The 20,242-nt window shown below is 55.3% G+C and carries 17 protein-coding genes, 2 tRNA genes and 1 other annotated feature (1 of these 20 running past the window's edge); of the genes, 11 read left to right on the forward strand and 8 right to left on the reverse strand.

From position 1 onward, the window contains the following. Window positions 1–60 (reverse strand) — a sequence feature (His leader region); it reaches 64 nt to the left of the window's first position. Further along, window positions 36–86 (reverse strand): his operon leader peptide, encoded by a 51-nt coding sequence (gene hisL / locus IPZ49_RS05620; protein WP_099516347.1) that lies wholly within the window; start codon window positions 84–86, stop codon window positions 36–38. It overlaps the preceding feature by 25 nt. Before the next feature lie 172 nt (window positions 87–258). Here hisL and IPZ49_RS05625 point away from each other — a divergent pair, with 172 nt between their 5' ends. The 4 genes from IPZ49_RS05625 (at window position 259) to IPZ49_RS05640 (ending at window position 3,684) form a co-directional block, all read left to right on the forward strand. After that, window positions 259–1,083 carry an SDR family oxidoreductase gene (locus tag IPZ49_RS05625; protein ID WP_017383300.1) on the forward strand — a complete coding sequence of 275 codons (825 nt, stop codon included), beginning with the start codon at window positions 259–261 and terminating at the stop codon, window positions 1,081–1,083. A gap of 41 nt (window positions 1,084–1,124) precedes the next feature. Then, on the forward strand, window positions 1,125–2,054 hold the full coding sequence (locus IPZ49_RS05630; RefSeq protein WP_040117829.1) for a LysR substrate-binding domain-containing protein: 930 nt from the start codon (window positions 1,125–1,127) through the stop codon (window positions 2,052–2,054). 219 nt (window positions 2,055–2,273) lie between these two features. Continuing rightward, the gene (yoeI, locus tag IPZ49_RS05635) at window positions 2,274–2,336 is read left to right on the forward strand and encodes a membrane protein YoeI (protein WP_099458931.1); all 63 of its coding nucleotides are present in this window, start codon (window positions 2,274–2,276) and stop codon (window positions 2,334–2,336) included. Next, entirely contained in the window at window positions 2,326–3,684 is a 1,359-nt protein-coding gene (locus IPZ49_RS05640) for an APC family permease (protein WP_006811203.1), read from the forward strand. Before yoeI ends, IPZ49_RS05640 begins: the two co-directional genes overlap by 11 nt. A gap of 121 nt (window positions 3,685–3,805) precedes the next feature. On the opposite strand, the gene sbcB is transcribed toward IPZ49_RS05640, so the two are convergent. Continuing rightward, window positions 3,806–5,242 (reverse strand): exodeoxyribonuclease I, encoded by a 1,437-nt coding sequence (gene sbcB, locus IPZ49_RS05645; RefSeq protein WP_369700083.1) that lies wholly within the window; start codon window positions 5,240–5,242, stop codon window positions 3,806–3,808. A gap of 191 nt (window positions 5,243–5,433) precedes the next feature. On the opposite strand from sbcB, the gene dacD reads away from it, so the two are divergent. The 4 genes from dacD (at window position 5,434) to IPZ49_RS05665 (ending at window position 8,831) form a co-directional block, all read left to right on the forward strand. Next, window positions 5,434–6,606: a serine-type D-Ala-D-Ala carboxypeptidase DacD gene (gene dacD / locus IPZ49_RS05650; RefSeq protein WP_047740833.1), complete on the forward strand. Its 1,173-nt coding sequence runs from the start codon at window positions 5,434–5,436 to the stop codon at window positions 6,604–6,606. A gap of 118 nt (window positions 6,607–6,724) precedes the next feature. Next, entirely contained in the window at window positions 6,725–7,198 is a 474-nt protein-coding gene (gene sbmC, locus IPZ49_RS05655; protein WP_017383302.1) for a DNA gyrase inhibitor SbmC, read from the forward strand. A 91-nt stretch (window positions 7,199–7,289) separates the two neighbouring features. Continuing rightward, entirely contained in the window at window positions 7,290–8,348 is a 1,059-nt protein-coding gene (locus IPZ49_RS05660; RefSeq protein WP_003859506.1) for an FUSC family protein, read from the forward strand. Window positions 8,349–8,495: 147 nt separating this feature from the next. Further along, on the forward strand, window positions 8,496–8,831 hold the full coding sequence (locus IPZ49_RS05665; RefSeq protein ID WP_000450410.1) for a DUF496 family protein: 336 nt from the start codon (window positions 8,496–8,498) through the stop codon (window positions 8,829–8,831). Between the two features lie 146 nt (window positions 8,832–8,977). Here the strand turns inward: IPZ49_RS05665 and IPZ49_RS05670 are convergent. Continuing rightward, window positions 8,978–9,053: transfer RNA gene (locus IPZ49_RS05670), tRNA-Asn, on the reverse strand. Window positions 9,054–9,279: 226 nt separating this feature from the next. Here IPZ49_RS05670 and emmdR point away from each other — a divergent pair. Then, a complete protein-coding gene (gene emmdR, locus IPZ49_RS05675) occupies window positions 9,280–10,698 on the forward strand; it encodes a multidrug efflux MATE transporter EmmdR (RefSeq protein ID WP_023294986.1) in 1,419 nt (472 codons plus the stop codon). Between the two features lie 103 nt (window positions 10,699–10,801). Further along, window positions 10,802–10,877 (forward strand) — tRNA-Asn (locus IPZ49_RS05680). Window positions 10,878–10,996: 119 nt separating this feature from the next. Here the strand turns inward: IPZ49_RS05680 and IPZ49_RS05685 are convergent. Together IPZ49_RS05685 and shiA are read right to left on the reverse strand one after the other, a co-directional pair. Continuing rightward, complete coding sequence (locus IPZ49_RS05685; RefSeq protein WP_015572404.1) at window positions 10,997–12,451, reverse strand: AMP nucleosidase; 1,455 nt, start codon at window positions 12,449–12,451, stop codon at window positions 10,997–10,999. 76 nt (window positions 12,452–12,527) lie between these two features. Further along, window positions 12,528–13,844: a shikimate transporter gene (shiA, locus tag IPZ49_RS05690; RefSeq protein WP_017383305.1), complete on the reverse strand. Its 1,317-nt coding sequence runs from the start codon at window positions 13,842–13,844 to the stop codon at window positions 12,528–12,530. A 256-nt stretch (window positions 13,845–14,100) separates the two neighbouring features. Between shiA and pagP the strand changes: the two genes are divergently transcribed. Then, window positions 14,101–14,676, forward strand: a complete 576-nt coding sequence (gene pagP, locus IPZ49_RS05695) for a lipid IV(A) palmitoyltransferase PagP (protein ID WP_003859516.1) — start codon at window positions 14,101–14,103, stop codon at window positions 14,674–14,676. Here the strand turns inward: pagP and IPZ49_RS05700 are convergent. The 3 genes from IPZ49_RS05700 to IPZ49_RS05710 are packed head-to-tail and all read right to left on the reverse strand — an operon-like array spanning window position 14,673 to window position 19,782. Beyond that, window positions 14,673–15,596 (reverse strand): acyltransferase, encoded by a 924-nt coding sequence (locus IPZ49_RS05700; protein ID WP_162268915.1) that lies wholly within the window; start codon window positions 15,594–15,596, stop codon window positions 14,673–14,675. The genes pagP and IPZ49_RS05700 overlap by 4 nt on opposite strands. A 38-nt stretch (window positions 15,597–15,634) precedes the next feature. After that, the gene (locus IPZ49_RS05705; protein ID WP_063932721.1) at window positions 15,635–18,697 is read right to left on the reverse strand and encodes an efflux RND transporter permease subunit; all 3,063 of its coding nucleotides are present in this window, start codon (window positions 18,695–18,697) and stop codon (window positions 15,635–15,637) included. Next, window positions 18,697–19,782 (reverse strand): efflux RND transporter periplasmic adaptor subunit, encoded by a 1,086-nt coding sequence (locus tag IPZ49_RS05710; RefSeq protein WP_063932722.1) that lies wholly within the window; start codon window positions 19,780–19,782, stop codon window positions 18,697–18,699. The genes IPZ49_RS05705 and IPZ49_RS05710 overlap by 1 nt, the downstream gene beginning before the upstream one ends. Window positions 19,783–20,242: the final 460 nt, after the last annotated feature.

Genomic DNA, 20,242 nt, shown 5'->3' on the forward strand with positions numbered 1-20,242 from the left:
ATCCAAACGTCTTCCAGCACACATCGCCTGAAAGACTAGTCAGGATGATGGTGATGATGGTGGTTTTTAAAAGGAACGCGTGTCATATAAATTCTCGTTGAATGCTTATGCATTTGATGTCTTTTAACCTAAACCAGTTGTACTCCATAAAGCAAGGGCTTTTTTTGATCATTAATTCATTTCATATTGATGGTATGAATTGTGCGTTCCACCAGGCTGGCGTAGCCTTATAACAGGCATCGTTAAGCGGAGAATGTAATGAAAAAGGTCGCGATTGTCGGGTTAGGATGGTTAGGAATGCCACTGGCGATGTCATTAGCCGCGAAAGGCTGGCAGGTGACAGGGAGTAAGACCACCCGAGATGGGGTTGAAGCGGCACGCATGTGCGGCATTGATGGTGTCGAGCTGCGTCTCGAACCCGAGCTTATCTGCGATACCGACGAGCTGGATGAACTGATGAATGTGGACGCGCTGGTCATTACCTTACCGGCGCGGCGCAGCGGCCCGGGTGAGTCTTTTTACTTGCAGGCGGTGCAGGAGATCGTCGACAGCGCCCTGGCGCACCATATTCCGCGTATCATTTTCACCAGCTCCACCTCCGTCTATGGCGATATCGACGGTACGGCGAAAGAAAACACCGAGCGCCGTCCGGTGACCGCCAGCGGCCGGGTACTGAAAGAGCTGGAAGACTGGCTGCACAATCTGCCTGGCACGCAGGTGGATATCTTACGTCTGGCCGGGCTGGTGGGGCCGGGCCGTCATCCGGGGCGCTTCTTTGCCGGTAAATCTGCGCCGGATGGCCAGCACGGGGTGAATCTTGTGCATCTTGAGGATGTTATCGGCGCAATAGAACTGCTTTTGCAGGCTCCGAAAGGGGGGCACATCTATAATATATGTGCGCCTTCGCATCCGCCGCGCAGTACCTTTTATCCGCTGATGGCGCGCCAGCTGGGTCTGGCGCCGCCGGTATTCAGCGAGGCGCAGGGGGAACGCAAAGGCAAAATTATTGATGGCAATCGTATTTGCCATGAACTGGGATTTGAATATCAGTATCCCGATCCGCTGGTTATGCCCATGGAATAATTGCGCCGGCGGAGACAATCGCACACCGCAAGGGGGCGAATATGAAACCGCTGCTGGATGTTCTTGTTATTCTGGATGCGCTGGAAAAAGAGGGGAGCTTTGCCGCCGCCTCGGCGAAGCTCTATAAAACCCCTTCGGCTCTGAGCTACACCGTGCAAAAGCTCGAGAGCGATCTTAATATCCAAATCCTTGACCGCACCGGGCATCGCGCGCGTTTCACCCGTACAGGGCAGATGCTGCTGGAAAAAGGGCGTGACGTGCTGCATACGGTTCGCGAGCTGGAAAAACAGGCCGTCAAACTTCACCAGGGTTGGGAAAATGAACTGGTGATTGGGGTTGATGATACATTCCCTTTCTCCCTGCTTACCCCGCTTATTGAGGCGTTCTATCAGCGCCACAGCGTCACCCGGCTGGTTTTTATCAATGGCGTGCTGGGCGGTTCCTGGGAGGCCCTGACGCAGGGCAGGGCGGATATCATCGTTGGGGCGCTGCATGAGCCTCCCCAGTTGAGCGAATTTGGTTTTGCGCGGCTCGGTGTTCTGGAGCAGGTTTTTGCCGTTGCGCCTCATCACCCGCTGGCGAATGAACCGGAGCCTGTTACCCGACGCGTCATTAAAAACTATCGCGCCATTGTGGTTGGAGACAGTTCTCGCCCCGAATGCGGCATTTCATCGCAGCTGCTGGATGAGCAGGAGGCCATCACCGTTTTTGATTTTAAAACCAAGCTGGAGCTGCAAATAAGCGGCCTGGGGTGCGGTTACCTTCCCCGTTATTTAGCGCAGCGGTTTATTGACAGCGGAGCGCTGGTGGAAAAACAGGTTTTAGCGCAAAGCAGTAACGAATCGGTATGGGTAGGCTGGAATGAACAGACCGCCGGGCTTGCCAGTGCCTGGTGGCGAGACGAAATTTTAGCAAATAGTGCTATCGCCACAGTTTACGCTCAGGCAGGTGATGGGAAATCAATCAGTTAGTAAAATTAATTTATGGGCAGGTTTCTCAATGTATTGCCTTTTGTATCTGGAATAGGGCAAAATGCCGCCGCTGCAAACAAATGAATAATCGACGATATAAAAGGCGTCGGTTATTTTTTTTTGCATGTACGAAACGAAACTAAAAACCAAGAGGCCGGGCTTCGTACCGGATAGATATTTACTAAAATCCGACAGTTGTTGTCGCTGAGGAAGAAAGAAATGGGGCAATTTTTCGCTTACGTGGCGGTTATCACCGTAAAGGAGAATAACTATGTCGCATAACGCAACTCCAAACACCTCTCGCGTGGAATTACGTAAAACGCTTACGTTGATTCCGGTTGTTATGATGGGCCTTGCCTATATGCAACCGATGACGCTGTTCGATACATTCGGTATCGTATCAGGCCTTACTGACGGTCACGTTGCAACGGCGTACGCCTTTGCGCTGGTCGCCATCCTCTTTACAGCGCTGAGCTACGGTAAACTGGTTCGCCGTTTCCCGTCCGCAGGCTCTGCGTACACCTATGCTCAGAAATCCATTAGCCCGGCGGTTGGCTTTATGGTGGGCTGGTCATCACTGCTGGACTACCTGTTCATGCCGATGATCAACATTCTGCTGGCAAAAATTTACTTCGAAGCGCTGGTGCCTTCCGTGCCGTCGTGGATCTTCGTTGTGGCGCTGGTGGCCTTTATGACCATCTCTAACCTGCGCAGTATCAAGACCGTGGCTAACTTCAACACCCTGATTGTGATCCTTCAGATGGGGATTGTTGCGGTTATCGTTGGGCTGATCATCTACGGCGTTTCCCACGGTGAAGGCGCAGGTACGCTGACCAGCACCCGTCCGTTCTGGTCTGAAGGCGCTCACGTAGTGCCAATGATCACCGGTGCGACTATCCTGTGCTTCTCGTTCCTGGGCTTCGACGGTATCTCTTCTCTGTCTGAAGAGACCAAAGACGCTGAGCGCGTGATCCCGAAAGCGATTTTCCTGACCGCGCTGATTGGCGGCCTGATCTTCATCGGTGCGTCTTACTTCTTACAGCTGTACTTCCCGGATATCTCTCGCTTTAAAGATCCGGATGCATCACAGCCTGAAATTATGCTGTACGTGGCGGGTAAAACCTTCCAGTGGGGCGTGCTGATCTTCTCCAGCGTCACCGTACTGGCTTCCGGTATGGCTGCGCACGCGGGCGTTTCTCGTCTGATGTACGTGATGGGCCGTGACGGTGTGTTCCCAACCCGCTTCTTCGGTTACGTGCATCCTAAATGGCGTACCCCGGCGTGGAACGTGCTGCTGGTGGGCGCTATTGCCCTGCTGGCGATTAAATTCGACCTGGTAACGGCCACGGCGCTGATTAACTTTGGTGCGCTGGTGGCGTTCACCTTCGTTAACCTCTCCGTGATTTCGCAGTTCTGGATCCGTGAGAAGCGCAACAAGACGCTGAAGGACCACATCAACTATCTGGTGCTGCCAGTGTGTGGTGCCCTGACGGTGGGCGCCCTGTGGATCAACCTGGAAGAGAGCTCAATGGTTCTGGGTCTGATCTGGGGTGCAATCGGTCTGATTTACCTGGCTTGCGTGACCAGAAGCTTCCGCAACCCGGTTCCTCAGTACGAAGACGTCGCGTAAGACTGTGTCGGGTGACGGCTATGCTCAACCCGACCTACAGTTTCGTAGGCCGGGTAAGCGTTAGCGCCACCCGGCAAAAAAAAGCCGGAGACATCGCCTCCGGCTTTTTTGTACCCGCTACTCAGACAATTTCTTGCGCATACTGGAACAGCGCTTTCAGCAGCGCCTGCTTCTCAGCATTCCCTTCATACTGACCGTAAAGCATCTCCAGCTCCTGGGCGTAGCTATTAAGAAACTCCGGCGTAAACACGTTGCGCCGATGCTGTAACCAGCGTTCCTGCTCTGCTTCATCCAGCGTGCCGGGATAGTTGCGCGCGCGATAATTAAACATCAGCTTCTCAATGCGCTTATCTGCGAAGGTGATATCCAGCGCGGGCAGGTTACGCGGGTCGGTTTGCAGCACGATATTCATCGCCGCGCGATCGGCGTCGCTGAAGAAGCCGTTATAAAGCTGCGCATCCACATTCTCAGACGGCACGAACGGCTCTGCTTCGGCAAAAATGGCGACGACTTTCTCGCGCACATGCGGGTTGTCGCGCAGCACTTTCAGGTTATCGAGGCAGTGCTGACGGTTAATCCCCAGCCGATCGGCGTCTTCCGGGCGCAGCGTGTTGGCCTGCGCCAGCACCGGGCACTTATTGATGTGCACCAGTTTTACCGGTACGGCTGGCAGGTCACCCAGCGCCTCTTTCGGCGTATAGAGCCGTTCACGTAAGGTGTCGCTGTCGAGCTCAAGCAGCGGGGAGATATCTCCGGCGAGATCCACCATGATGACGGCGTTACGGTTGTCCGGATGCCAGGCAAGCGGCGCCACCCAGCTTGTATTCCCGCGCCACGCACCGAACATCCCTGAAATATGCACCAGCGGTTTCATCTGCGGCACGTCAATTAGCGTCATCAGCTTTTGCTTGCTGCGATGGCTCAACAGATACTCAAACAGGCGCGGCTGCGCGGTTTTTACAAGTTTCGCCATAGCGATGGTCGCGTAAACGTCTGCCATCGCGTCGTGGGCGTTGCTGTGCTCAATGCCGTTGGCCCGCGTCAGGTGCTCGAGCCTGAAGCTCGGCAAGCCGTCGTCGTTCTCCGGCCAGTTAATCCCCTCCGGGCGCAGCGCATAGCAGGCGCGCATGATATCCAGCAAATCCCAGCGTGAATTACGGTTCTGCCAGCTCCAGGCATACGGATCGTAGAAGTTGCGGTAGAAGATATTGCGCGTCACTTCATCGTCAAAACGGATATTGTTGTAACCCACCACGCAGGTATTGGGCACCGTGAACAGGTCGTGGATGCGACGGGCAAATTCTGCTTCGCTAACGCCTTTATCCCGCGCTTCCTGAGGCGTGATGCCCGTCACCATTACCGCGCCCGGCTGCGGCAGATAGTCATCGGCGGGCTTACAGTAAAACACCTCGGGTTCGCCGATGACGTTAAATTCGTCATCGGTACGGATAGCCGCAAACTGCGCCGGTCGGTCCAGCGCCGGATGGGTGCCAAAGGTTTCGTAATCGTGGAACAAAAAAGTCGGGCGCGCGGCAGAGTCAGACACCAGTAATCTCATCCTGTTAAAAATTGACGTCTCTATGGTAAACGATTGGGGTGAGCAGTCCGAATAAAAAGCACCGTCAGGCAAGAAATTTGCGAGATTTGTTCCGAAAAAATCTGCGTGCTGTCACATTTTTTTGCAATTAAGGCAGGTAACGACATCAGAACTCCCGTAAAAAGGTCATCGATTTTTACTGACCTGAGGATATACCGTTGAAACGCCGTCTGTTTATTGCTGTTTCTTTACTCGCTTCGAGTATTTCATCCGCGCTGGCTGCCGAGCCGCTGGATTTTTCACCTCAGCCGCCTGCCATCCAGGCTGGCTCCTGGGTATTGATGGATTACACCACGGGTCAAATCTTAACGGCGGGCAACGAACATCAGCAGCGTAATCCGGCGAGCCTGACCAAACTGATGACGGGGTACGTTGTCGATCGTGCTATTGATAGCCACCGCATCAGCCCCGATGACATTGTGACGGTCGGACGTGACGCCTGGGCAAAAGGCAATCCGGTCTTTGACGGTTCGTCGCTGATGTTTCTGAAGGAGGGCGATCGGGTTTCCGTGCGCGATCTCAGCCGCGGCCTGATTGTTGATTCCGGCAATGACGCCTGCGTGGCGCTGGCGGATCACGTGGCGGGCGGTCAGCCGCAGTTCGTCAGGATGATGAATGACTACGTTGAAAAGCTGAACCTGCGCGATACCCACTTCGAAACCGTACACGGGCTGGATGCACCGGGTCAGCACAGCTCCGCTTACGATCTCGCCGTGCTTTCCCGGGCCATCATTCACGGCGAGCCTGAGTTCTATCACATGTACAGCGAAAAGAGCCTGACCTGGAACGGCATCACCCAGCAGAACCGCAACGGCCTGCTGTGGGATAAGACCATGAACGTGGATGGCCTGAAAACGGGACACACCTCGGGCGCGGGCTTTAACCTGATTGCCTCCGCGGTGGACGGTCAGCGTCGACTGATTGCGGTGGTGATGGGGGCTGACAGCCCGAAAGGACGTGAAGATCAGGCGCGCAAGCTGCTGCACTGGGGACAGCAAAATTTTGATACGGTGCAGATCCTGCATAACGGTAAAAAAGTGGGAACCGAGCGCATCTGGTACGGCGATAAAGAGCAGATCGCGCTGGGCACGGATCAGGACTTCTGGCTGGCATTACCCAAATCGGAAGTGCCGAACATCAAGGCGAAATACGTGATGGATAAAAAAGAGCTGGAAGCGCCGATCGCCGCGCATCAGCGGGTAGGGGAGATCCAGCTGTACGATCGTGACAAGGTGGTAGCGCACTGGCCATTGGTTACGCTGGAAAGCGTTGAAAAGGGCGGCCTTTTCTCCCGCCTCGGCGATTATCTGCATCATAAACTCTGACCTTTTTGGGCAGACTGGCAGTGTTGCGAGTCTGCTCACATAATAAACACTCCTGGTTTGCCGATAATCTCGATTCTTCTTTACAGTGTATATATATACAGTAATGAACGGAGGCAGCATGGACTACAGCATCAGGCAGCAACAGAAACGTACGATCGCTGGCTTTCATCTCGTGGGGCCGTGGGAAAAGACGGTCAAGCAGGGATTTGAACAGCTGGTCATGTGGGTAGACGGGCGTCATATTCAGCCGCAGGAGTGGGTGGCCGTTTATTATGACAATCCGGATGACGTGCCGGCAGAAAAGCTCCGCTGCGTTACCGCCGTAACGGTAACGGACGATTTCACTATCCCTGAGAACAGCGAAGGGGTGATGATGACCGAAATTGCTGCCGGAGAGTATGCGATTGCCGCCGCGCGCGTCGAAAATCATGATTTCGCCACTCCGTGGTATCAATTCTTCAACTCCCTGCTGGAAGACAACAAATTCCAGATCGCGGCAAAACCCTGCTTCGAACGTTATCTTAACGATGGCAATGCTGACGGCTACTGGGATATTGAGATGTTTGTACCGGTAGAGCACAAAGTGGGATAATCCTGCGGAATGCAGGGTTTTTCAGCCGGGCGCGATCCACCCGGCTGAAAACACAGTACAATTGTGGTTTGCCGTAGAGCTGGAGACGGGTGTGCGCCCCGACAAGTCATTAACCCCTTTTGAAATTCGGTTATACAAACATTATCGCGTGGTGCACGGTTGCCGCATTGCGCTGGCGTTTGTGTTGACCTTCGTACTGGTTCGTCTGCTGGATATCCCGGAAGGGACGTGGCCGCTGATCACGCTGGTGGTGGTGATGGGGCCGATCTCATTCTGGGGGAACGTGGTCCCGCGCGCTTTCGAACGCATAGGCGGCACCGTTTTAGGCTCAGCGCTTGGGCTTATCGCCCTGAAGCTGGAGCTGATTTCGTTTCCGTTCATGTTGCTGTGGTGCGCGGTGGCGATGTTTCTTTGCGGGTGGCTTGCCCTTGGCAAGAAACCGTATCAGGCGCTGCTGATTGGCATTACGCTCGCGGTTGTGGTCGGCGCACCGGCGGGCGATATGACCACCGCATTGTGGCGAAGCGGGGATGTAATCCTCGGCTCGTTGCTCGCCATGCTGTTTACCGGCATCTGGCCGCAGCGCGCCTTCCTGCACTGGCGCATTCAGATGGCAAACTACGTCACGGCATTTAACCGGGTCTACCAGGCCGGGTTTTCGCCGAATCTGATTGAGCGCCCGCGTCTGGAAAAGCACCTGCAAAAAATCCTCAATGATGTGGTCAAAATGCGCGGGTTGATTACCCCGGCAAGCAAAGAAACCCATATCCAGAAAGCCATTTTTGAAGCTATTCAGACGGTCAGCCGTAATCTGGTCTGTATGCTTGAACTGCAAATCAATGCCCACTGGGCCTCACGCCCTAGCCATCTTCTGATGCTCAACGCGCATACGCTGAAAGAGACGCAGCAGATGACGCAACAAACCCTGCTGACCATCGCCCATGCGCTATATGAAGGTAACCCACAGCCGATACGGGCGAACAGCGAGCGGCTGAACGAAATCGTCGCCGAGCTTAAACAGCTGATGAATGAGCGCCAGGGCGACAATGTGGCGGAAACGCCCATCCATGGTTATGTCTGGCTGAGTATGGAGCTGGCGCGACAGCTGGAGTTGTTATCGCAGCTGATTTGCCGGGCGCTGCGCAAATAAAAAGCGTATGTGATGCCTGCTGCTTCGATTCAGCAACAATTAGGGTTATGATGGTTTTAAACGATATACTCATTGTCATTCGCAGCCGCTGTCTGTTAAAACGGTTGCTTTAACGAATCCGAATCTCACATTATCAGGGGTGTAAAAATGGAAACTACCAAGCCTTCGTTCCAGGATGTTCTGGAGTTCGTCCGCCTGTTCCGCCGCAAAAACAAGCTACAGCGCGAAATCCAGGACGTAGAGAAGAAGATCCGTGACAACCAGAAACGTGTCCTGCTGCTGGACAACCTGAGCGACTACATCAAGCCTGGCATGAGCGTTGAAGCTATTCAGGGCATCATCGCCAGCATGAAGAGCGATTATGAAGATCGCGTTGATGACTACATCATCAAAAACGCTGAGCTGTCCAAAGAGCGTCGCGACATCTCCAAGAAGCTGAAAGTGATGGGCGAAATCAAAAACGTCGACGCTAAAGGCGAGTAATCGCACACTCTGTTGCCCGGTGACGCTGCGCTTACCGGGCCTACAGGACTGTTATCACGTAGGTCGGGTAAGGCGAAGCCGCCACCCGACAATTTCACGAACGCAAAAAAGCAAAAAGCCTGCTCTAAAAGCAGGCTTTTTAAATTTGGCTCCTCTGACTGGACTCGAACCAGTGACATACGGATTAACAGTCCGCCGTTCTACCGACTGAACTACAGAGGAATCGTTGTGGAGGCTTATCTTAGCGGCGAAAAAACTTTTGTCAAACCTGATCTCAGGCAAAAGCGTTTGTTTGATGATTCTGTCGTCATTTTGTTGTAAATCCAAACATAATTTTATGGAAAATACTTTGCAGGATACGCATTTCTGCCCCATCATTTGAAATGGAGTTTCAACTTTCTCTCTAAGGTCCATTTTGAACGTCACCGCACCCCTACGCCAGGCGATTATGCGCACGCCCTGGTATGCAAAACGTAAGAGCTATCGAGTTCTGTTCTGGCGTGAAATCACCCCCCTTGCCGTGCCTATTTTCCTGGAGAATACCTGCGTCCTGCTAATGGGGGTGCTGAGCACTTTTCTGGTGAGCTGGCTCGGTAAAGAAGCCATGGCCGGGGTAGGGCTGGCGGACAGTTTCAATATGGTGGTGATGTCCTTCTTTGCCGCTATCGATCTCGGTACGACGGTGGTGGTGGCGTTTAGCCTGGGCAAGCTTGATCCGAAGCGTGCCCGCGAAGCGGCCAGACAGTCGCTAATGATCATGACCCTCTTTTCGATCATCCTTGCGGCGGTTATCCATTATTACGGCAAAGAAATCATCGACATTGTCGCGGGAGAAGCGACCAGCGAGGTGAAGGATCTGGCTCTCACCTACCTGGAAATGACGGTGCTGAGTTATCCGGCGGCTGCCATCGCGCTGATTGGTAGCGGTGCGCTTCGTGGAGCAGGAAATACCAAAATTCCGCTGCTGATCAACGGCGGCATGAACATCCTGAACATCATTATCAGCAGCGTTTTGATTTACGGCGTCTTTTCCTGGGAGGGGCTGGGCTTTGTCGGCGCGGGTTTAGGGCTGACCATTTCCCGCTATATTGGTGCGGCGGCGATAATTGGCGTACTGATGGCGGGAATTACGCCATCGCTGCGTCTGACGCTGAAAAGCTATTTCCGTCCGCTTAACTTCGCCATTATCTGGGAAGTGATGGGGATCGGGATTCCGGCCAGCATCGAATCCGTGTTGTTTAACGGTGGGAAACTGCTGACGCAGATGTTTGTTGCCGGGATGGGAACGGACGTCATCGCCGGCAACTTTATTGCCTTCTCCATCGCCTCGCTCATTAACCTGCCGGGAAACGCGCTGGGGTCGGCGTCGACGATCATTACCGGCAGACGTCTCGGAAAGGGGCAGATAGGGCAGGCGGAACGGCAACTTCGGCACGTCTTCTGGCTTTCAACTATTGGACTGACGGCGATTGCGTGGGGAACTGCGCCTTTTGCCGGGCTGATGGCCTCGTTCTATACGCATGAAAATGACGTGAAAGAGGTCGTGAAGGTGCTCATTTGGCTCAACGCGGCGTTTATGCCAATTTGGGCCGCGTCCTGGGTACTTCCTGCCGGGCTGAAAGGGGCGCGCGATGCCCGGTTTGCGATGTGGGTCTCCATGCTCGGCATGTGGGGCTGTCGCGTTGTGGCGGGCTACACGTTGGGGGTAATGTTGGGTATGGGCGTTGTCGGCGTCTGGCTGGGGATGTTCCTTGACTGGGCCGTGCGCGGGGCGCTGTTCTACTGGCGCATGGTGAGCGGGCGCTGGCTGTGGAAATATCCGCGAAAAAAACCGGAGCAGGAGGTTTCGGAAACGGCAAGTGCCTGACAAATGTGCGAAGTGGAGAATAAATCGGCAAACGATTGAAAATCTGCATTCACCCTTTGACATCCTCAGGGCGCATCGATAATATGCGCCCCGTTCACACGATTCCTCTGTAGTTCAGTCGGTAGAACGGCGGACTGTTAATCCGTATGTCACTGGTTCGAGTCCAGTCAGAGGAGCCAAATTTAAAAAGCCTGCTTTTAAAGCAGGCTTTTTGCTTTTCTGCGTTCGTGAAATTGTCGGGTGGCGCTCCGCTTACCCGACCTACGGAATCCCAGGCCGGGTGAGTGGGTCCTTGTTATCAGCGGAACGGTGGCTCATTGAAGGTGCGCAGCTTGCGGGAATGCAGTTTGTCGCCCTCTGCACGCAGTAAATCGATGGCGCGAATGCCAATCTGAAGATGCTCTGAGATCGCCCCTTCGTAAAAACGGTTCGCCTGGCCCGGCAGTTTGATCTCGCCGTGCAGCGGTTTATCGGACACGCACAGCAGCGTGCCGTAAGGGACGCGGAAGCGATAGCCCTGCGCGGCAATGGTGGCGCTTTCCATATCGATTGCGACCGCACGGCTGAGATTGAAACGCAGGGCGGAGGCGGAATAGCGCAGCTCCCAGTTACGATCGTCGGTGGTGACGACCGTACCGGTACGCAGGCGCTGCTTCACCTCTTCACCCGGCATGCCGCTCACCTCTTTGGTGGCGTCGTACAGGGCGCGCTGCACTTCCGCGATACTCGGGATAGGAATATCCGGCGGCAGAACCGCGTCAAGGACATGGTCGTCACGCAAATAAGCGTGGGCGAGGACGTAATCGCCAATCAGCTGACTTTCACGCAGGCCGCCGCAGTGGCCGATCATCAGCCAGACGTCCGGGCGCAGTACCGCCAGATGGTCGCAGATGGTTTTCGCATTCGACGGGCCAACGCCGATGTTAATCAGCGTAATGCCCTGACCGTCGGCGGTGATCAGGTGCCAGGCTGGCATCTGGTGCTTTTTCCACGCCAGGTCGGAGATGGCCTCTTCCGGTGCTTCGGTTTCGGCGGTGATCCATATCCCGCCCGCGCAGGATAGGGCGATGTAAGGGCTATCCGGATCGAGGATCTGGCTACAGCCCCAGCGGACAAATTCGTCCACATAGCGGGTGTAATTGGTAAACAACACGAACGGCTGGAAATGTTCGGCTGGGGTGCCGGTGTAGTGGCGCAGGCGTGCCAGCGAGAAATCGACACGGCGGGCATCAAAGTGCGACAGCGGTGAAAACTCTGCCGGGTGATAGATCCCGTCCGCCGTCTCATCGCCAATCTGCGACAGCTCAGTGGTCGGGAAGTGGCGGGTCAGCCCCGCGCTCATGGAGCGATCCAGCGTCAGCGCTGAACCGTCTATCACGTACGGGTAAGGGATCTCGTGCAGGGACGGTTCAACGCTGATATGCGCGCCGTAATCCTGATACAGCAGGGTAAGCTGCTCTTCCAGGTAGGGGCGGAACAGCGCAGGTCGCGTGATGGTCGTGCTGTAACAGCCGGAGTGGGTGAAACGCGCATAGGCGCGGGTTTTCGGATTGCTGCTGGCGCTGCCGTCCCAGGTGACAGAGAGCGATGGATAAACAAAAAGGCCCTGGGTTCTGGCCTTTTCATCGGGAAGCTTCCCTGTTTCGATATAGTCACTGATGGCGCTGCGCAGTGCATTGACGGACTGTTCATACAGCGCGTCGAGTTTTTCCAGCGCCTGAGCCGGGGTCAGGCTGGAGCCCTTATTATTCATGTCTGTCTCCTTGTTCCACAGGTGTGCGGCTTTACCCGATAGTATGTCACACGCCTGTGAAACAAAAGTGAGGAGATCAGCTGTGCGCGGTTTCCTTCATCAACAGGGCGGTGGCGGCAGAAAGCAGGCAACCCGCCAGCAGATAAATCGCCACGCTATGCCAGTTACCGCCTGAGAACGTCACCAGCGCGGCGGCGATAAACGGCGTAAACCCGCCGCCGACCACGCTCGCCACCTGATACCCCACGCCCGCGCCGCTGTAGCGGTAGCTTGCGCCAAACAGCTCGGTGAACATTGGCTGCTGCACGCAGACCACCATATCGTGAGCGATGTTCGCAAGCATGATCGCGAAGAAGACAATCCAGAAGACCGACTGTGCCTCCAGCGCCATAAAGAACGGCCAGGCGCTGAGTGTGCCGATGAGCGCCCCGGTGATATACACCCGTCGACGGCCAAAGCGATCCGCCAGCCAGGCGAAGCAGGGGATGGTCAGGCAGCTGATCCCGCCCACCACCAGGCCAATATTCAGGAACAATTCCCGCGGCAGGCCGAGGTTTTGCGTGGAGTAGTTCAGGGCAAAGGCGGTGACGATATACATCGTTAGCAGTTCGCACAGGCGCAGGGCAATGATTTTCAGAAAAGCGCCAGGGTGCTGCACCAGCGCTTCCATCACCGGCAGCCGTTTTTTCGCGACCGGTTTTTCGCGCTGCTGCCGCTCAAACTCAGCCGACTCTTCCATGCCGTTACGGATCCACAGGGCCACCACGACCAGCACAATGCTGAAGATAAACGGAATACGCCAGCCCCAGCTCAGGAACTGCTCGTCTGTCGTGAGCTGACTTATGAGCGACACCAGGCCCGTGGAGAGCAGCAGACCCACGCCATAACCCACCTGCACGCCGCTGCTGTAAAACGCTTTCTTGTTCTTCGGCGCGCTTTCCACGGACAGCAATGCCGCGCCGCCCCATTCACCACCGACGGCAAAGCCCTGAATGGCGCGCAGCGTCACCAGCAACACCGGAGCCCACCAGCCAATCGAGGCAAAGGAGGGCAAAATACCGATCAGCGCGGTGGCAATGCCCATCATCCAGACGGTGAGCATCAGCATACGTTTCCGGCCAAGGCGGTCACCGAAGTGGCCGAAAATTATCCCGCCCAGAGGACGAAACAGAAAACCGACGCCGAAGGTGGCAAACGCAGCAAGCGTGCCCATGGCGGGGCTGATCTGGGGAAAGAATTCACGGTTAAAGACCAGCGCAGCGGTAATACCGTAGAGCAGAAAGTCATACCAGTCGACGACGGCGCCTGCGAAGCTACCTAAAGCGGCGCGGCGGGCGCGGTTAAGCGAAGGTGTCTCCTCGTTGCGGCGAGCGGAGATAAGGGTGGAGTCCATAGTTGTCCTGTCTGTACTGATTTTTAATTATTGGTATAAGAAAAGGTCACTCACATCACGGCCGTCATATTGACGGAATGTATGAGACTACCGCGACAGGCGGCCTGAGAAAACGTTTTTATCTTTCCTGAAAGCGCAGAATAAATAAATTTCATCTTATCGGGCGACAACATAAATCAGCCTGTTTGGCTCCGGTTAGGGCTGAATGGTTTACAGTAATAACGATCGCTGCGTGACGTAAGCTGAGGGTATAACGATGCAACGCCTCTTTCCTGCACTATGGGTAGTCCTGTTTTTAGTCGTATCTCCGCTGCATGCGGAGCCGAAAGTCTATGGCGAACAGCGTATTCACCGCTGGTGGGATGCAGTAACGGACGATATTGCGCAAACCTGGGAACAGCCGGATCGTTACGATCTCTACCTTCCGTTTCTGAGCTGGCATGCTCGATTCATGTATGACAAAGAGAAAACCGACAATTACAACGAAATGCCGTGGGGCGGGGGGCTGGGCGTGTCCCGCTACAACGACGAGGGCAACTGGAGCGCGCTCTTTGCCATGATGTTCAAAGATTCACATAACGAATGGCAGCCTGCGATGGGCTACGGCTGGGAGAAGGGCTGGTATCTGGATAACGCAAAAGATTTCCGTCTGGGGCTGGGGGCCGCTGCGGGGATCACGGCACGCGACGACTTTGCCAACTATGTCCCGCTGCCGTTTATCTTCCCGCTTTTCTCTGCCGGATATAAGCGCGTCACCGTCCAGTTCACCTATATTCCTGGGACCTACAACAACGGCAACGTGCTGTTTGCCTGGCTGCGCCTGGGCTTTTAGAGGGTGATCACTTTTTTGGCCACTGCGTTGGACAGGATCAGCAGCGAAAACAGGACCGACGTAACAAACGTAAGCACAATCAGAGCAAGTTTGGTGCTCAGGGACGTCACCGGAATGAGCGCGGTCAGCAGGTGAAACACCGAGTAGTGCATAATATAGACCCCGGTCATGGTTTTGCTAATGGCGGCCAGCACGGACTCTTTAAACTCCGCATTGCGGCGAAACCGCACGCCGTTGGCCGCAATCACCAGGGCAATAATCAGAATGTAGATTTGCGATCCGGTGAGAATAAAGGCGTTTCTGTCTGCTTTAAATAGCGCAAAAAAGAAGTGCCGTTCGTAAAACCACGTGAAGAGATAAATAAACGGTATGGCGATGACCGCTGCCCTGACCACATTTTTGCGGCCGATCCACGCCGCGATCTGCGGATCGCAAAAGAGCTGCCCCGTCAGATAAAACAGCAGCCACGTCCACAGGCGATACTGCGGCGACAATGAAAGGACGTGGGCATCAGGATAGAGGGCTGACAGCAAATCGTACCCGTATGAGAAAAGCAGCAGGGTGGCAATGACCCCGCAAAAGAGCGTTCGTCGCTGGCTGAGCCACTCCACCACCGGGTGAAACGTGTAAATCACGATAAACGCGAACACGAACCAGGGCTGGATCAGATATCCGCGCTGATAGGGCTCCCACAGGTAGTAAATCGTTACCCAGAACAGAAAGACGATCACCAGACTTTTGATCTTATCCAGCTGCCAGCGCGTGCCGTGTCGGGATTGCCCGTCCAGATACCCTGCAACCACAAAAAATAACGGCGTGGCGATGGTCGAAATGAAGGTTAAAAAACCGAGGATCCAGTGATAGTCATAATCGTAATGATCCCAGGTGTTGTAGATGGTGAAAAAGGTAACCGCCGTCATACACCCCAGCGTCTTGATGATATTCAGCCCTGTCGCATTCATTGTTGTTCAGCTTTGTCCTTACGATGGAAACACGCGTAAATTACGGGGAGTACCAGCAGCGTCAGGATTGTAGCAAACCCAAGCCCAAACATAATCACAACGGCCATGCTCTGGAAGAACACATCCAGCAGCAGAGGGGCGAGGCCGAGTACGGTCGTAAAGGCGGTGAGGAGGATGGGACGCAGGCGCGACGTGGCGGCGTAAACGATCGCACTGTGCTGATCCTGCTGCACTTTCTGCTGTTCTATCTCTTCCACCAGCACAATGCCGTTGCGGATCAGCATCCCGCTCAGGCTCAGCAGGCCAATCAACGCCATAAAGCCAAAAGGGATGCCGGTAATTAAAAACCCCGGCGTCACGCCGATCAGCGCCAGCGGCACGGTCAGCCAGATGGCGACGGCGTTTTTCACCGAACTGAATATCAGCACCGTGATCACAAACATCACCAGATAGCCGAGCGGCAGCGTGGTAAATAGCCCCTGCTGCGCTTCGCTGGAGTTCTCCGCGTCCCCGCCCCACTCAATGGTGTAGCCGTGGGGCAGGGGAAGGGCATCTATTTGCGGCTTCACGCGGGCGAGAATATCGCCGGAGGTTTGCTGGCTTAGCGGGTCAGGGTCGGTCTGCACGGTCAGCACGCGGGAGCGGTCACGGCGCAGGATCAGCGGATCTTCCCACTCCAGCGCGAAGCCGCTGATGACGTTGCTCAGCGGAATATACTGCTGCCGGGTCTGGCTCCAGACCAGAACGTTATTCAGGTGATTGGCGTCCAGCCGCTCGCTTTCCGGCGGGCGCACCACCACGGGCAACAGGTCGCTGCCTTCTCTGTACAGTCCTGCCCGACTGCCGGAGAAATTCATCTCCAGTGCGTTATCGACGTCCTGCTTATCCACGCCAAGCTCACGTCCCAGCGCAGTGACGTACTGCGGGCGGATCACTTTGCTGCGATTTTGCCAGTCGTTCCTGACGCTGTCCGTCGCCGGATCGCGCGTAAGGATGTTGTCTACCTGGCTGGCGATCAGACGCAGCCTGTCCGGATCGGGGCCTTTAATACGTATTTCAATGGCGCTGTCGCCGGAGGGGCCAAACATCACCCGCTTCGTGCTGGCGTTAACCTGCGGATAGTTCCGTGCGATGTACTCATCCACGTGGCGGGTCAGGGCGGGGATGTTACGCTGGTCGTCCATTCTCACCATAATTTGCGCATAGTTGCTGTACTGCCGCTGTCCGCTGTAGGTCAAAATAAATCGCATACTTCCCTGACCAATCGTCGAGACCGTAGTTTCCACGCCTGGCTGGCCGTTAATGGTTTTCTCGATATCACCGGTCATCTTCTCGGTCCAGTTAATGTCGGTACCGTAAGGGAGCCAGAGGTCGACAAAGAAAATTGGCGTACTGGAGGAGGGGAAGAAGTTCTGCCGCACCGAGCCAAAGCCCCAGATGGCGGCGGCCAGCAGTGCGGCCATCACTACCAGCGTTGGCGCTTTACGCCGTAACAGCGCGTTGAGCACACCCTGATAGATCCGATAGATGCGTTTGTCATAGGGATCCGTTTCGTCGGCCTTTGGCGGTGCAGCATCTCGTTTAAACAGCCACCACTTAATCAGCACTGGCGTAATGGTGAGGGCTGAGAACCAGCTCAGCATGAGCGAAATCAGCAGGACCTGAAACAGCGACTTACAGTATTCGCCGGTGGAATCCTGTGACAGCCCGACGGGCGCAAAGGCCAGGATGGCGATGACCGTTGCACCCAGCAGCGGCAGCGCAGAACGGCGAATAATGTCGCTAATGGCGTTCATCAGGGACGAGCCCTGCTGCCGGGCTACCAGTACCCCCTCGACAATAACAATGGCATTGTCGACCAGCATGCTGAGGGCGATGATCAGCGCACCCAGTGAAATGCGCTGTAGTTCAATACCCCAGAGATACATGATCAGCAGCGTGCCCAGCACGTTGAGGGCGAGGGAAAAGGCAATAATGATCCCGCTGCGTAAGCCCATAAAGATCAACAACACGCCGATGACAATCGCCAGCGCCATCAGGAAGTTAATGATAAATCCGTTAACGGAATGCCCGACCTCCGCCGCCTGATCGTAAAACAGGTCGATATGGATACCTGCCGGTTTCTCGGCTGACATCTGCTCTAGCTTCGCCTCCAGGGCATGTCCCACGTCGATCACGTTAACGCCGGGGATAAAGGAGACGCCCATGGTGACGGCTTTTCTGCCGTTGGCATGGTAGATGCTGGCAGGGGACGCATCCAGCCCGCGTGACAGGGTGGCAATATCCCGTAAGCGGGTAGCCGCCCCAACGCCGGGCGGGGTCACGATGAGATCGGCCAGCTCGTCAATACTTTCGAATTCACCGGTAGGATGCAGACGAATTGACTCGGTACCGGAGGGGATCTCTCCCGCGCTGGAGACCACGTTCAGCCTGCTGAGCTGGGCAGAAAGCTGGTTCAGCGTTATCCCGCGCGCGGCCATTTTGCTCAGAGAAATGTCCACGTTAATCTGCTGAGTGAGGGCTCCGCCGATGGCCACTTTGCCCACGCCTGGCACGAGGACCAACTCCCGGCGCAGCTGCTCGGCATACCGGACCAGTTCCGGATTGCTGAATTCATCTCCGGAAATGGCAAAGAAAAAGCCGAACACATCGCCAAAATCGTCATTCACAAACGGGGTCACTACGCCGGGTGGAAACTGTCTGGCGGCATCTCCCACCCGGCGACGCAGTTCATCCCAGATTTGCGGCAGTGCATTTGAGTGGTAGCGCGAGGCTATATTGACCGTGATCTGCGACAGGCCGCTGGAGGAGATGGAGCTGACGTTATCCAGATAAGGTAACTGCTGAAGCGCATTTTCCAGCGGCAGGGTGACCTCTTCCTCAACCTGCTGCGCCGACGCGCCCGGATAATGGGTGATCACCACCGCCGTTTTGATGGTAAACGCCGGATCTTCCAGTCTGCCAATGTTCAACAGGGCAATAATGCCGCCTACGCCCAGCAGCAAAATAGTCAGCCAGACGCGAACCGGGTTGCTGATAAACTGACGAGAGATATCCATTACAGTCCCCGTTCACGCGTCCAGATACGTACCGGCTGGTTGGGATGTAGCTCCCCAACGCCTGCGGCCACCACGCGTTCACCGGCCTTAAGCCCACCGACGATGACGACCCCCTCAGCGCTGACTTGCCCCACGCTGACCTTACGATCTTCAAGGTGCAACGTATCGCCTTCGCCCGTCACCACCCAGACATGTGGCTCATTGCGCGGGCGGTTATCCGGGTTAAAGACCGCTTCAACCGGCACTACCAGCGCCTCACTGCCCACATCAGCCGGAAGGTTGGTTAAATTGATGGTGACCGTTCCGCTGACGCCGCCCACGACGGGAAAATCATCCGGGCGGGGCATGGTTAAAATCACCTGCCAGGTCAATGTGTTGCTGTCGCTACTGCCTGAGTGCTCTTTGTACACAGCGGTAAACTCGCGACCGGGCAGGGCATTGATCCTCACTACCGGTTTGTACTGCGCATTGCGAATATCGAAGGTGTTAAACAGGTTCTCTGGAAGGCTGAACACCCCGTCCAGCAGATCGGTACGGGTCAAAGTGACGACGGGCTGGCCGGCGGAGACGACCTGATGATTTCGCACATGGACGCTGGCCGCTGTCCCGCTAAAGGGGGCGACGAGCGTCATCTGGCTTAATTCTTCGCGCGCAATCTGTAGCGCGGCGTTTGCTGAATCGCGGTTGGCGCGCTGGACATCCATCTCGGCTTTCGACACGGCCTGGCGTCCCGCCAGGGTCTGGAAGCGGTCGAATTGCCGCTGAGCCAGGGTCGCCGCCGTTTGCCTGTCGTTCAGGCGCTGCCGGGCTTCACGGGCGTTGAGGCTGGCGAGTCGTTGCCCCTGTTTGACAATGGCACCCTGGCGAATGTCCAGGGTCTCAATCTGCCCGGCTCGTTTGAACGCGAGATCCGTGGCGTCGCCGGATTCAATACGGGCGGGAAACACGCGCTGCTGCGCGTTGCCGGCCTTGACCACCTCTGCGACTTTTACCATTTTCGGCAGGGGCGCGGCGCGGTCGGGTTTCGGATCGCACGCCGTCAGCAGCAATAAAACAGCAGGCAGAAGAGAGAGGTAGCGCTTCACAGTATTCCCCTGATAATAATTGTTTTATTTATTTCGTCATCAATGCTGGGGTGGCGCTATTCTGCCAGGGCCGAGACGACCACATAGGTAAATAGACCGATTGCTGTGCTGGCGATAATGGCGAGCGCAATAAACAAACCAAGGCGAATCAGGCTTAAACCGTACATGCATTCCTCCATGAGGTTGAAGGTGGCGCGGGATAAAGAGAATAAACGTGTTGCATGCCTGACTATGAGCATAGTCGGTGAATAAATAAATGTTAAATAACCATTATTAGTGGCGTGACATACTCAAGCGAAACAAGCGTTACGATGGTGTATCCCCTTTGAATAACATCCTGATATTCCTGTGCTACGTTTAATAGCATCCATTCCTTTTTTCCAAGGCATTCACGCCTGTACCCATGGGTTTGATGCGATCTCTCCTGATTCACTCACTGTTGTGTTGGTTATAAAAAGGA

The sequence above is a fragment of the Enterobacter cloacae complex sp. S2 genome, assembly GCF_015159675.1.
Classification (GTDB): domain Bacteria; phylum Pseudomonadota; class Gammaproteobacteria; order Enterobacterales; family Enterobacteriaceae; genus Enterobacter; species Enterobacter intestinihominis.